Source organism: Fructobacillus sp. ESL1096, assembly GCF_058511985.1.
The window spans coordinates 1164024-1178803 of sequence record NZ_CP196400.1 but is presented as its reverse complement, the minus strand read 5'-3'; the positions used below and the strand labels follow the sequence as shown (position 1 = coordinate 1178803).

Sequence of the window (14780 nt, the reverse complement as noted above, 5' to 3'; positions counted from 1 at the left end):
TGCTCCTCTAAGATCTTTTTTCTGCTTGCTAATCAAAAGGCCGGCCTAAGCCGGCTCTTCTTAATCTTTGGCCTTTATTTCTGAAAATTCTTGTTCCAGTGAAAAGGTCTGATTGGAAATTTCCGTTAATTCTTCGGCCATCTCCGGTGAAATCTCACCATGCTTATAGCGCAAATCATGTTCGATTGTTGCCCAGAAGTTCATTGCCAAGGTTCTGATTTGAATTTCTGCTAAAACCTTGTGCTCCCCATCTAATAAGGAAACAGGGTACTCAATCACCATATGGTATGACCGATAGCCTGAAGGCTTAGCGTTCATCACGTAATCGCGTTCTTCCAAAATGGTAAAATCAGTCCGCTTGCGTAAGATTTCCACAACCGCATAAATATCTTCAATATATTTGGTCATAATCCGCAAACCGGCAATATCTTGCAAATCGAGGGCCAGACGGTCTTCATGCAAGTGCCGACGCACAATTTTTTCTTCAATTGACGCCTGGGACTTCACCCGACCCGTAACATACTCAACCGGCGTTGGCTGTCCGTCCTTTTGGTACTGTGCGCTGAGATAATTCAACTTCACTTTTAGCTCTGCGACGGCCTGGGTGTATGGTTCAAAAAAACTTTCCCACTCCACTACTCGGTCCTCCTTGAAACGTTGGCAATTTGCTTACCAAGATCACTTCCTATTTTACCATAAGTTTGCTGGCCCCTTGAGATAATAAAAAACAAACAACCGGTCAGTTGTTTGTTTTCTGTTGAATATTTAAACGTTAATTAGAGCAAAATTTCTTTTTTGTTCTTGTTAGCCAATGAAGCAGCGCCAATAACACCAGCATCATTGCCCAATTCAGCCAACTTAACAACAGTTGAAGTTCGAACAGTTGGGAAGGCAAACTTTGTCCAGTTCTTTTCAACACGTTCGCGCAAGAATTCACCTGCTGCAGCAACACCACCACCGATCACGATAGCTGATGGGTTCAAGATGTTTGAAATGGAGGCAGCTGCATAACCCAAGTAGTAAGCCAACTTATCAACCGTTTCGTTAGCCAAATAGTCACCTTCTTTGGCCAAATCAAAGATAATCTTTGAAGTTACTTCTTCACCATTATCAATCATCCGGTTTAACTTTGATTCACCAGCATACTGTTCAGCAAAGTCCTGTGCCAAGTGAACAACACCGGTTGCAGAAGCGTATTGCTCCAAGCAGCCATAGTTACCACAAGTACACAAGTAACCATTTGGCTCAACGATAATGTGGCCAACTTCACCACCAGCACCGGCAACCCCATGAATCAATTCATGGTTGGCAACCAAGCCACCACCAACACCAGTTCCCAAAGTAATGAAGGAAACATCGGCATCGTTGTTACCAGCACCCTTCCAGGCTTCACCTAAGGCAGCAACGTTGGCATCGTTATCGATGGTTAAGTCAAAACCAGTTCCAGCTTGGATTGGCTCCTTAACCGCTTGTTCTTGTGCCCAGTTCAAGTTGTAGGCACCCTGAACAGTTCCCTCTTCACGGTTAACTGTTCCAGGAGTTCCCATACCAATGCCAATCACGCGGCTCTTGTCCAATTGGTACAAGTCCAAGTGATGATTAATTGATTCAATAATGTCAGGGACGATATGCTTACCGTCTTCCAAAATGTTGGTTTGAATTGACCACTTTTGTTGGACTTCACCCTCGTCAGTCAAAATCGCAAACTTAATGGTAGTTCCACCGAGGTCAACCCCGATTAATTTATCTTTTGCCATAATTTACTGTAGCTCTGCCGCAGTGGCCTGACAGAACATTCCTCCTGTATCTTAGATTACTCAGTTATTTTAACAAAGGTTGTCCACCTTATGCAAGCGTTTACAAAAAAACAACATAAGTTATTTTTCAAACAATATTATTCTGATTGTCCAATCAATCCAACTAAAGAAAAATCAGCCGACCATAAAATTTATTGCACACTACTTGCGGCTAAAAAGTCCGGACCAGAATAATCCCCAGTCAGCTTTGCCTCCTGGTCATGCTCCTTGGCCAAGATAACTTTCATTTTTTGGTAGTCTTCTTTTAGAAGCACATCGGCTTTGTAAAGGTTATCAACTTCCAAAGCGGCCATTTCAATATCCCAGAGACGCTTGCCTAAGTGAATGAACACGTCATAAGTTTTTAAGTACTGTAAAATATCGTAAAAATTTTTCATCAAAATTCCCCGTTTCATGCAGACCTAATTTTTGGCCTTAACAAACAGTCGGCGAAACCCACCTGACTTGCCTGCCATTATACGCTGACAAAGCCGATTACGAAAGTCCCACCGGCCGCCTAGCCGAAATTTCAAGCGTTTTATGACCAGCCAAAAGAATTAAAAGTCCATTTTGGACCTGGTAGCCAGGATATTCCTGCTGCAAAGCCGACTGATAGAGACGAATTTGGCCAGTATATTGGTGGCGAATCTTGGCCAAGCCCTCATTTTGCTTTGGCCCTGGCGTTTTCGCCACATAGTCTGTCTTGTAATCAAAGAGCGTAATCGTTTTTTGCTGGTCATCAATAAAGTAACCGTCAATGATTCCATGAATTAAAATTGGTTCCGTTTCGGTTAAATCAGGATAGACCTGGTTAGCAGGCACCAACATTGAAAATGGATTTTCCCGGTGCAGTGTTTTTGAATGACGAGCAATTGTTTGTGCCATGTCCGTCTGTAAGAAGTCCAGAATCTGATCCAAATCAACCAGAGTAGCCACCTGGTCCAAAACCTTGCCATCCGTCACCAAACTAGCCAACAGCTCTTCAAGGCCAGCCAACGTGTAGGGTTGGTTAAAATCAATCAACTGTAAAATCAGATGGGTCGCGGTCCCCACCGCAGTTGGCGCTGGCTTAACTTGACCGTCCTCTTCAAAGGCTGGTACCGGTAAGGTATCGGTCGTGAGTACATGAGCCGTCGGATCCAAGACACGCTGGTCAGGACGGTGACTGGCACTTTCTTCGCTTGCCGACTGAGCAAACCAGTTGGGCTCGCTTTTCCTACTGTTATCCAAGACAGCATTGCCTCGGGATGGTTGCTGCTTGTTCGTGGTCCTCTCTTCGAATCGCTGCCACTTTTCCGCCACCGGCTGCTGGGATGTTGCGCTATTTTCACTCTCAGCAGAATGAGACGGCCATGGCATTTGGTGACCGGCCTGATCCAAGGTTAACTTTGCCAATTGACTTTGGTCCGGATCCTCAAAGAGACTCTTAATTTCAGAGACTGATTGATAGGCGGCTGTTTGGGTCGCTGGCCAGTTAGGATATTGGTAATTCAAACGGTCACGCAGAAGGTCGCTGTCAATTGGCTGCTTCGATGTGCCAGCATTTGCTGGTCCAGCAGCCGGTGATATGGCTGACGAGCCAGCTGATTCCACCTTCAAGGGGCCAACTTCTTCTTCTGGAATAATGGCGACTTGAATTATGCCAGTTTGTGGCGTTTGAGTTGATGGCAACCGTGGCGTTTGGACCTCGCCCAGCCACTCAGTCAGCGCTGGCACCTGCAACCGAGCCAAAGTGATCAACGTCCAATCCAAGTAAGACTTGGACCGAAGACGTAAGTCGCGACCTAAGAACTGCCCAGTTGTTGACCGCGCCTCAAGATAAAGCGCCCGTGGCCGGGCACTTTCATCTTCTTGCTTAGCAACAGTACCGACCAGATAGAGCTGCTGTTTGGCCCGAGTTAAGGCCACGTAATAAAGGCGCATCTCCTCTGACCAAGCCTGTCGTTGCAAAGCTTCCTTGACGGCATACTTTGCCATTGTCGCTACCTTAACCTTGGCATTTGGTTCCAAGTAATCAATACCAACACCGGCATCTTTTTGCACTAAGAAGTCCCCTTGCATATCGCGGGCATTCAACTCCTTTTCAAGCTCTGGCAAAATTACGATTGGAAATTCCAGCCCCTTAGAAGCATGGATGGTCATCAAGGCAACACTTTCCTCGGCCGCTTCTTGGGCGACTTCGCCCACTTCCTGGCCGTTCTTTTGAATTTCTTCAATGTATTGGATAAAGGCGTACAGCCCTGATTGGCCGTTCTCTTGAAAAGCACCGGCCTTTTCATACAGGGCGTGCAAATTAGCTTGCCGCTGGTTCCCGCCGGGCAGGCCACCAACATAATCCAGCCAACCGGTATCCTGGTATATCGCCAAAACCAAGCCAACCAAATCATTTTGCCGAGCCAATGATTGCCAGGAACCGAGCATCTCCAAGAATTTTTGGCTGCGGGCATGCTGCTGGGCATCCGCTACCACGGCGGTATAGAAATCGTGCTGGCGGTCAGCCAAGCGAACTTCCGCCAAATCATTTTCATCAAAGGCAAAAATTGGTGATCGCAAGACGGCCGCAAGGGCAATATCCTGATGAGGATTATCAACAATTCGCAAGAGGTCAAGGACTAAGTACACCTCCATGACCTGGTAGTAGTTTCCAACCCCATCCGACTGGACTGGGATACCAGCCTGATTTAACGTGCGCAATAATTCAACATAACCAGTCTTTGACCGCGTTAAGATCGCGATGTCGGAAAACTTGACTGGACGCATCAAACCGGCCGTTTGATCATAGACTTCCCCGGTTTGAATCAATCCCTGGATCTTTTGTGCTAAGTATCGGTACTGACTGGCCCGTTTTTCGTTATTATCGGCTGCTACCCCCGTCTGATTTTCACCACGATCATCAGTCACAAAGGCATTTTCCTCCAGTTTTGCCTGTTCGATGATATCCAGCTGAAAAATCGCTGGCACCATTTCCGGATAGGAGGCTGCGGCAATCAATTTAGCAGAATCCTGGTATGGAATATCACCCAGCTCTTCATCCATCAATTGGGTGAAAATCTGGTTAATCACTGTCGTCACGTTATTTTCTGATCGAAAGTTTTCAGCCAATTCAATTCGTTCATCTGGGCTGTCCTCCCTAGCGAAGTCAAAGTATTTACCGGTAAAGAGCGACGGATCTGCCTGACGGAAACCGTAAATGCTCTGCTTGACATCCCCGACCATGTACATATTTTCACCGTTTGACAAGCTTTTCAAGAAGCTTTCCTGGAGTCGGTTAATATCCTGGTATTCATCAACCAGGATTTCTTGAAATTGGCTTTGCACCAAGTTCAACACATCTTCTTGCTGTAAAATCAGCAAGGACAACTGCTCGGCATCTGAAAAGTCCAGCAAGTTTTCCTCCCGCTTCTTAGCAGCAAAAGCAGTCAAAAACGTCTGCGTCACCGTCACCAGCGTTCTCACTAACCGGTCACCGGCCACATTGACCTGTTGCCACTGATTTTCTGTCAAAGCAAAAATAGTTTGGTTCAGGTTAATAACTGCGCCAACACGACCAGATTTAGCAAAAAAGGTGCTAAAGCCGGCTCTAGCTTCATCCAACAGTGCTGCTAAGTCAGGATCCTCCTTAAAGACCTTGGCCGTCTTCGCTTGTGGAATTTTGCCCCATTCGGCTGCAATCAACCCCCGTAGAGTATCAAAGGATTGGTGTTCGGTTAACGCCTGTTGAATTTGATGGACCCTATCCAAGGTATTCTGGACAAAATTGGCTGTCTTTTCTAACTCGCTAATGCCCTCGATGTCTTGCAAGATTCCAGTAAAAACCTGGTCCGCCTGGTTAAAAGTTGCCAAAATTTTTGGTGCTAACAACTTTTGAAAGTTGTTCTGGTCAACTAGCGCTGGCCTTGAAGCAGCCACTGATTCTGAATCTGTCTCAGTCTCCAAGGCTAACTTCGTCTGTAAACTACCGCTGTTAGTGGCTTTCATCGAGGCCGGCTGACTCTGCAACTCACCGTTGTCAGGGTCACCCGCCAAAGAGGCCAGCCACTTTGAACCGTCCGGCCGGGCTAAGGCAAAATCAGCCAGTTTTAAGACTTTTTCTTTGAGGTTCTGATCCTGATTTGGATTAGCAAAATTATTGACTAAGGCCAAAAAAGCTTCATGGTCAGGATGGCTTTGGTCATAAAAATCAGCAAAGACCGTCCCAATCACCCGGTCCTTTAGCAGGTTCAGCTCCGCCTGATCGGCTAAGAGCCGGTAACTAGGATCGAGACCAATTTTATAGTAGTACGTATCGATGAGTTTCAGCGCAAAGGAGTCGATAGTCGAGACATTCGCAACGGGTAAAAGTGTCAACTGATCCAGCAAAAAACGTTTTTGCTGGTCATCTGTCACCTGGCCAATTTGTTCCGTAAGCGCTACTTCTAACCGTTCCTTCATTTCCGCAGCAGCCGCGTTGGTAAAGGTCACGATTAAAAATTCATCAACACTGGCACCGGCTAAAATTTTTTGAACTAAGCGTTCAATGAGGACCGTTGTCTTACCGGAACCAGCCGAGGCCGCCACTAGGATATTGTGGCCGCTATGGCTAATTGCCTTGGCCTGATTTTCGGTGTATCGTCTAGCCATTTTCACCATCCTCTTCTGCTTGTAACTGTTTGATAACTGCTTGCTTCCGACCGGTATACTTCGGCACCTGGTAATGGTCCCCCAAGACCTTATCAAAGCGCATGATGTCCTGATAGGCGGAATATTGTAGGGCGCTTTCAACCGGTCGAATTGGAAATTGTCCAGCCTGAATCTTTGCGGCCGCTTCTTGCAAGAGTTCTCGGTTTTTCTTAGCTAATAGCGCGAAATCAGCAGCGGTAATCGTTTCCGATGTGGCCGTTGGCTGTCCATCCTTTGACATCGTTAACTGATAATAGCGCGCCTTTTCCTTTGGCGCCAGTCGTTCCAATTCGTCTAGGTAATCAGGATTATCCAAGGCCAAGCCCCGGTACTGAAAGCTTTGACTAGTGGCTTTACCAGCCAACAATTCATCCACATCACCGCGGAATTTAGCCAGTGGAATCACCTCTTGCTGGATTGGGGCAAAGAAAGCCCCGCCAACGTTTTGAATGCCCAACTGCTTGGCGTTTTCCTGAACAGCCTGCCAGTAAGTCAGCAATTGTAGCTGCAGGCCATTGGCTGCGTCACGATAACTAAAAGTTTTTTTGGATGTCTTGTAATCAACCAAAGTGGCAAAGTTCCCAGCTGGATCTTGTCGGTCTAATCGATCAATCTTACCACGGACAATGACCTCCCGGTCCCCCTCACCTAAACTCAAGGCCATCAAATCACCCTGAGGAAAGCCGAAGAGCGTTTCAACCCTGTCTGGGACAGACTGGTTGGTTTGAGCTGCCTGCGTTAACTGCTTGAGCAATTCCTGGGCAACCTGGTCCAAATACTTGGCCACTGTCTTACCTTGCCCATCCTCATTTAACTCAGCAAATGGCGGTTCCTGGACTAGCCGCTCTAATTCACCTTGAACAACTGCCTTAATCTCTGCTGGTGTCAGGTCGCGGAGACTTTCCTTCTTTTCAATCAGGTTGAAAATTGCCTTTTCAAAGAGGTCATGATAAATAATCCCCGTCGAAGCAGCATCTAGCTCGGCACTTGGCCGTTCCTGCAAGTGCAAACCATATTTCAAGAAGTATTCATAGGGATTTTGATAAAAGGCTTCAATTTGTGAAATTGAAACCCGCAGGGGCCGCTGAAATAACTCCTTGGCCAAAGCAGGGGTCAAAATCCGGGCCTGATTTTGGTAGTGGCGACTCGACAAAACCCTGTCAACCTGGCCGCCTAAACCGGTATCGGCCAAAGTATCTCGGACAATTTGAAAATCAGTTTCCTGGCCGACAATATCAGTCATCTTAGCCAATTGCGAAAGCGTCGCTGCTGGTGTACCCAAGTAATGCGCCGTTAAATCAGCCAAATTCTTAGCCTGCCCTGCTACAGGTTGCACTGGTACCAAAAAGAAATTTAGCAGGCGACTATAGTAAGGCGACATCTCATTTTGCTGACCTTCCTGATTTAACAGTGGGTAGGACAAAACGACCTTTGACGAAGCGGCCTGCAGCGCTCCATAGAAAACCAAGTTTTCTTCGGCCATCTGGGCTGCAGCGGTTTGTCGCAAATAACGTGGTGTTTCTTGTTCGGCCAATGCCGGCTGGACGAGCAGACGATCTTGATCCGTCAAAACGGTCTTATTCTTAACCTGTGCTGGCAAAGCCGACCGGGTCCCTCCAATAAAGTACAAAATTCGGTACTTTTGACTCTGCACGATTCCAGCCTCTGAAATGGTTAACTGGTCTAACTGGTTAGGAATCCCGGTAAACTTCCCTCCGGCAAAGCCTGATTGTAGTGCTGCCAAAAAAACCTGGCGGTCAAAGGCTTGCTCACCGGCGACCTGAACCACTTGGTCCAAAATATTAATAAAGAGCTGCCAAACTTCCATGACCTGTTGTGCCTTAACCAAGTCACCAGCTGCCACCAAAGCATCCCGATGGTTAATAATCGCCTTTTTAACCTGAAATTGATCAAGGTAAGCCATCAAAAAACGGGCCCCAGCGCTTAACGTTTTCGCTTGCTTTAATCCTTGGTGCATGGCATCGAGAGCTTCCACCACGAAACCCTTCAACAAGTTCAGGCGGTGGTTAACCCGTTGATCTTGGTCAAAGCCAGGGCGATCGGGCTCACCGTTATCCTCAAATAAAATAAACTGTGCCTGCCGGTCATGCCATTTTCGTGCAGAGGGACGATGGCCAGCCAAATAATTATCCAGGTAGGCCACGGTTTCAAAATAAATATCATCACTAATCAACTGGCCGTCTTGACTGGGACGCAAGAAACCAGTTTTCAAAATTGTGAGAATATTTTCCGGATAAAAGGCCTGATTGGCAGGACCAAGCAACTTCGTCACCAATTCAACCAAGGGATGGTTTCCCATCTTAATGTCATTATCTAAGAAATACGCCAGGTCAAATTGGTTCATCACTGCCGGTAAATGCTTGCTATAAGGGCCCAAGTCGCGGGCTAAAACCAAAATATCCCGTAAACGAAGGTCGGGTTGTTCTTGTAAATCTTGACGAATCCGCCGAGCCACCTCTTCTAATTCCGTCACAGTATTATCCGCCACAAAGGCTTGTAAATCAGGTTCAACCTGTTTTTCTTCAGGCTCTTGATAGGAGCCTAACTTAGCCCAAACCGGTAATAGGATTTCCTTCGTAGTTTTTCTTGTTTTGTTTTCTGATACCGACTTAGTTGCAGCCTGCTTTTCAGCAGGTTCGACAGGGCGATCAGCCACCAAGTCAAAAGGCTGCCTTTGCCGGCCATCCAAAACCGTGATATCAATTTCCTTGTGCTTGGCGCGTTTGATAATGGTCAAAGCTGTTGTCAGCGGTTTGGCATAAACATCCCCAGACTCAAACGTGGTCAACTGGTCTTTGTCACCCAAGATGGCCAAGGTCAAATCAGTTTTTTCAATCAAAAAATGAATCACGGACCATTCACCAGCCGTAAAACCGGTAAACCCTTCAAGATAGATGACAGTATTACTTAAGTCCAAGTTCTCGCTTTGCTCAACAAAATAAGGTAGGGCTTCTTGGGCCAACAAATAGCGCTCCGCCAAGGCCTCGTTGAAGGCGTCTGCTACAATTGCCAAATCGCGGAGCTTCTGGTTCAAGTTTTTGGTCTGCAAGGGATTCGTTTGCCCACTTTCCTGGACCTGGTCCAAGATAGCCAGCAAATCCTGAGGACTGATTTCTGCGCCACGTAATTCAGCTAACTGACTAACCAAATTTTGCACAAAACCTTTTTTGGCTTGCATTCGGGCAAAAGTTGGCAAGAGGCTGGCATTCTCTTTTAAAATTTGAGAAACCAGCACAAAAAGACCCGCCTCTCCCAGTACTGGTGGCTGGACCTTCCCTTCTGCCTGTAAAAAACGCCAAGCTAACCGGGTTAACGAGTAAACCTGAACCTGAGATTGTGCAAAAACTTGGTCTGCCGAATAACCCTGAGCCCGAGCCAACCGTTTTAAGACGTCAACTTCCGCATCAAACTTCACATGATTAGGCACCACGTAATAAATATCACGCCGGTCCTGGTGGACCAGCTGGTTGTGAATTTGTTCAACCAGTTGTTGCCGGCTGTCTACCTCACCCGGTGTCAATAAAATCGTAACCGCCATGTTATCCCCTAATCTATTTTAGTTATGTTTATTATACAAAAAAGAACACGCTTCCGTGTTCTTCTAACTTAGTCAACGACGATCTTTTAACCGCTGTTGCATCAAATATTGGTAACGAGAATACCAAACATCGACGTACCCTTGCGAAAATGGTCCTTTTTCGTTATTAATCCAGTCAACCAAAATTTTAACGTGTGCCTTTAAAATTTGATCAACCTCTTTAGGGTAATGCCATTGTTTACTATGGGCCGCATACTCATCCGCATCTAAGAGATGTTTTTCCCCATCTGGGAAAACCTTAACGTCCAAATCATAATCAATATACTTGAGCGCTTCTTTATCCAAAGTGTATGGTGAGGCTAAGTTACAGTAGTAAGATATCCCGTTATCGCGAATCATCGCGACGATGTTAAACCAGTACTTCTTATGGAAGTACAAGATAGCCGGTTCGCGAGTTACCCAGCGCCGACCATTATCTTCTGTCACCAAAGTATGGTCATTTAGACCAATAATGGCATTCTCACTGGTTTTCAACACCATCGTGTCACGCCAGGTTCGATGCAGCGAGCCGTCATGCTTATAGCTTTTGATCGTGATGACATCCCCTTCGCGCGGTCCGCGACTTGGCTTATCAACAATCATGCTCGTCCCACTTTTCTGACAAAAATTCCTTTTCAATTATACCATAATTTTAAAATCAGTTGGCTAATATGGTCAATTTTTTCTAAGAAGAGGATGCAAGTACCTTGTTATTCCTCTTCAAAATCAATTGTTTCCAGAGCCTGCTCAATTACCTCACCGCGATAACCCTTGGCATACAGACCCTGCTTCACCTTATAAAATCGGTCTCGAGCAGCAAGGCGCTGATGATGGCGAGCGAGCTTTTCTGCCTGCTTGTTGGCATTTTCTTGCTCATCGTCTACATCATTTGCAATATCTAAATCATTGATCACCTGATTAGCCAAATCATAGGCAAAACCTTTTTGCACCAAAGCTTGCGCAACTTTTTGTTGACGAACTATTGTCGAATCCCGTCGATGGGTCCGCGCTAATTTTTCTGCCATCTTTGTTGCAACTAAAACTTGGTCTTCTTCTGCAAAGTCTAAGATAGCGTTTTCGATAATGTCTTCTTGGACACCGGCCTGCTTCAAATCCTGCGCAATCCCCCTTGGTCCCTTAGGATTGAAGACTTGTTTCGTGGCGACATAATGCTTAGCATAAACCGTATCGTCTAATAGTCCCTGCTGGCCCAAGTGGCTGATGACTTGGTCGATGACACCAGCTTCGACCTTCTTTTGCCTCAGCCGATCTTTAACCTGGCGAACAGTCCGCAAGGCAGGACTCAAATAGTTCAACGCAATTTTGAGACCCTGGTCAACCTTTTCCGCTTTCTTTAGTTCGTCAATCATAGCATCATCAAGTTGACGGCCCTTCAAAAGACCAAACTTTGCCAAAACATTTTCGGACAGCCCAAAGGCAAACTGCCCATCTAATTCGATATTATAGCGGCCATTTCGCTTTTGTGTAGCAATTTTCGTGATTGTTTTCATAGGTCTATTTTACGAAGCTTTGCCTAAAAATACCAGTCATGCAAGACCAACAGCGACAAGCAATTGCTGTTCAAATTAGACTCACAGCAAAGTTTTTCAACTGATTTTCATTAGAAAATATTCAAATTAATTAGAATCAATCTTATTTATAGCGTTTCAAGCAAAAGAGCGGTACAATGAAAAAAGTAAAATTAGGAAATGAGGAATTGCTACAATGCCAATTAATCCGAAAGTCGCCCAAGATGTCTGGAAAGACATCGGGCAAAGCGTCCAGTTTACCGTATTGAAATTTAAAGATTTGCCACAAAGCGACCTGCATGATGCCATCGTCGATTTTGCGGACCGCTCACAAGCCATCATCCGCTCCTTACGAATCCGCGATGGCCAAAACGACGGTTCCCCTTCAACGTTGAAGGTTGCCATCGGCTTCTCCAGTCACGCTTGGGAACTACTTTTCCCAAAGTCTGCCAAGCCAAAGGAACTTGAAACCTTTACCGGTATGAAGGGACCAAAATATAGCATGCCTGCCACCGAAGGTGACCTTTTCTTCCATATTCGTGCCAATAACCAAGCCATTGTCGTCGAAGCTCAAACCCAATTTATGAAGTTCTTGAAAGACTTTACTGAGGTTGTTGATTCGACCCAGGGTTTCCGCTATTTCGAAGGTCGTGCTATTATTGGTTTCATTGATGGAACCGAAGCACCGGCACCGGAAGATTCTGCCGACTATGCCCTGATTGGCGATGAAGACGCTGCTTTTGAAAATGGCTCATACGCCTTTGCGCAAAAATGGCGTCACAACATGGACTTCTGGAATAAAATGAAGACCGAGCAACAGGAAAAAGCTGTTGGGCGCGAAAAGTTTTCTGATTTGGAATTGGAAGACGACCAGAAGTACGAAAATGCCCATAACGTCACTTCTAAGTACGAACCAAATGGCGTTGAACAGAAAATCATTCGCATGAACGTCCCTTATTCTGACCCTGCTACCGGCAATACCGGCACCTATTTCATGGGCTACGCCCGTCATTGGGAAGTAACGAAGGGCATGTTGCAAAACATGGTTGATAAGTCCGACTTCCTATTGACCTTCTCAGAACTTTTGTCAGGTCAACTTTTCTTCATCCCATCCCGCGATACATTAGCACAAATTGCTGACGATGATTTTGATTAAAAAATTAAAATAAACTGTTCAACCCAGTTTGGCAAGCAAAAAACCACAAAAGATAATTCTTTTGTGGTTTTTTTGATTTTACGTCAGCAGCACTTTTAATACCAACAAAAAAGCAACTAAGGACCAATCTTTTATCGGAACTTAATTGCTAAAAGCCACTTAGCTGGCAATTTTAATTTGTGGAGTTTTAAATTCGACGAATTTTTTTGCAGCAGCTATTATCGATCACTCAACAAGCAGTGCAACACTTTCTTAATTCTTTTCTTTCTTGTTTACCAAGAAAGAAACTACTGTCACTAGACCGGAAACTATCATCAAGAATATACCCCCGAAGGATTGAGTCTGCTTTCCAGTTAATGGTAATGTTGGCAACTGGTCAGCATCATCAGCTGTCGTATTCGAACCGGAGTGATTAGTCACTGTTTTCTTTGCAGTTTGATGATTCTCTGGCAAGACCTCCGTGTTCGAATTGTTGGCGGTTGAACCATTGGTGGTTGAACCGTTGGCGTTTGAACCGTTGGTATTTGAACCGTTGGTATTTGAACCGTTGGCGTTTGAACCGTTGGCGTTTGAACCGTTGGTGTTTGAACCAGAATGACTCGAATTTGGTGCGTCCTTGGTATAGGTCACCGTGTAAGCTAAGTTTTGCGCTGTCGCTGTTACTGTTCGACTAGCAATTTCACTCTGATCGGTGCTGTACCCCTGAATCATTGGACTCGATACTGCGGCAAAACTTTGGTCGGGTGACCATGTGCCATAGGTCTTCAAACCAGTTACTATATCAGTGGTAACTGGCCGCTTAAAGGTGACCGTTTGGGTCACTGATTTTGCAGCTTGACTGCCGTCTGCATACTGATAGTGAATTGTTTCTTGAACATCCCGATTATCGGTCGAATCTTGCAATTCATCCTGAGTATTACCAAAGATATAAGTATCAGCAGCGGCCGTACCCGAGTTAAAACGTTCCTGGTACTGGCTAGTTGTCAACTGTTGCCCTTTAGGCTGTGCAGCCGTTCCACCATCCCGAGCTGAAGCAGCAGTAATAAATTGAAAACCACTACCAATTTCAGCATTCGTATCAAAATGCTGTTGGGGTAAAACCACGGCGACTCGATCAAAGTCATTCCCCATTGAAGTAAACATATTTACCATACTAGTAACATTATCTGTATCAAAGTTAGCAATGTTTAAATCCGTTAACCCAGTTGTTTTTCCAAACATGCTTTCCATGTTCGTCACATTTTTAGTAATAAAGTTTGATAAGTCGAGGGATTTCAATGTCACATCATTATAGAACATCCTCTCCATTGTCGTTACATTTTCTGTGTTAAAGCTACTGATATTTAGTGACTCTAGGGAAGAATCATATAGGAACATATTCGACATATCATTGACCTTGCTGGTATCAAAATTAGATAAATCTAAGGAAGTCAGCTTTGATACGCCATAAAACATGCCGGCCATGTTCGTAACATTTCGAGTATCCAAACTCATTAAATTTAATGATGTGAGGGCACTATCTCCAGAAAACATACCAGCCATGTTCGTAACGTTTTGAGTATCAAGATTTTCAAGTTGATCAATACTCTCTAAGTGTGATCCAGTCCCCTCAAGGGTCGAGAAGAGATAACTAGAATCAGCTACTGCAGCGACTTTTTGAGCGAAAACAATATGTTCCACTTCCACTGGAATATTGTGTCCATAAAAAAGCGAACCACCTGCCAAAGTCCCTGCGCCATCAAAAGTCAACGTCTTCGTTGACGCATCGTAAGACCAGTGGGCAGAACCATCATAGCCACTGACACTCACATCAGCAGCACTTACCTGCTGTGTTCCAAATGATAAAAAGGAATGTTCATTTTGTAAAGCAATATTTACACCGAACAACGTAAATGAAAGTAGAGATAAAACAACCCAATTTTTCTTAACTTTATGCAAAACTTTGCGCTCATTTTTTTCATCTAAATTATTTAACATTCGTTTCATAAATTGCTCCCTTCGTTAATTATCGTAATACTTTCAAAATGAAAATACCATATAAA

9 protein-coding genes are annotated in these 14780 nt (G+C 45.1%); 1 reads left to right on the top strand and 8 read right to left on the bottom strand.

Annotated features, from left to right (window positions below; genetic code table 11):
• Positions 1-60: 60 nt before the first annotated feature.
• The 7 genes from ACSYSR_RS05765 to ACSYSR_RS05735 form a co-directional block, all read right to left on the bottom strand.
• Positions 61-636 carry a GTP pyrophosphokinase gene (locus ACSYSR_RS05765; RefSeq protein ID WP_252773702.1) on the bottom strand — a complete coding sequence of 192 codons (576 nt, stop codon included), beginning with the start codon at positions 634-636 and terminating at the stop codon, positions 61-63.
• Between the two features lie 140 nt (positions 637-776).
• Complete coding sequence (locus ACSYSR_RS05760; RefSeq protein WP_252773701.1) at positions 777-1757, bottom strand: ROK family glucokinase; 981 nt, start codon at positions 1755-1757, stop codon at positions 777-779.
• Between the two features lie 191 nt (positions 1758-1948).
• On the bottom strand, positions 1949-2194 hold the full coding sequence (locus tag ACSYSR_RS05755; protein WP_489815840.1) for a YqgQ family protein: 246 nt from the start codon (positions 2192-2194) through the stop codon (positions 1949-1951).
• A 97-nt stretch (positions 2195-2291) separates the two neighbouring features.
• Entirely contained in the window at positions 2292-6416 is a 4125-nt protein-coding gene (addA, locus tag ACSYSR_RS05750) for a helicase-exonuclease AddAB subunit AddA (RefSeq protein ID WP_489815841.1), read from the bottom strand.
• Complete coding sequence (locus tag ACSYSR_RS05745) at positions 6409-10014, bottom strand: PD-(D/E)XK nuclease family protein (protein WP_489815842.1); 3606 nt, start codon at positions 10012-10014, stop codon at positions 6409-6411. Before ACSYSR_RS05745 ends, addA begins: the two co-directional genes overlap by 8 nt.
• 72 nt (positions 10015-10086) lie before the next feature.
• On the bottom strand, positions 10087-10656 hold the full coding sequence (ntdP, locus tag ACSYSR_RS05740) for a nucleoside tri-diphosphate phosphatase (RefSeq protein WP_047975116.1): 570 nt from the start codon (positions 10654-10656) through the stop codon (positions 10087-10089).
• A 107-nt stretch (positions 10657-10763) separates the two neighbouring features.
• Complete coding sequence (locus tag ACSYSR_RS05735; RefSeq protein WP_489815843.1) at positions 10764-11564, bottom strand: RecX family transcriptional regulator; 801 nt, start codon at positions 11562-11564, stop codon at positions 10764-10766.
• A gap of 214 nt (positions 11565-11778) precedes the next feature.
• Here ACSYSR_RS05735 and ACSYSR_RS05730 point away from each other — a divergent pair, with 214 nt between their 5' ends.
• A complete protein-coding gene (locus tag ACSYSR_RS05730) occupies positions 11779-12738 on the top strand; it encodes a Dyp-type peroxidase (RefSeq protein ID WP_489815844.1) in 960 nt (319 codons plus the stop codon).
• A gap of 252 nt (positions 12739-12990) precedes the next feature.
• Here ACSYSR_RS05730 and ACSYSR_RS05725 read toward each other — a convergent pair whose 3' ends face one another.
• Positions 12991-14724 carry a BspA family leucine-rich repeat surface protein gene (locus tag ACSYSR_RS05725; RefSeq protein WP_489815845.1) on the bottom strand — a complete coding sequence of 578 codons (1734 nt, stop codon included), beginning with the start codon at positions 14722-14724 and terminating at the stop codon, positions 12991-12993.
• Positions 14725-14780 lie beyond the last annotated feature (56 nt).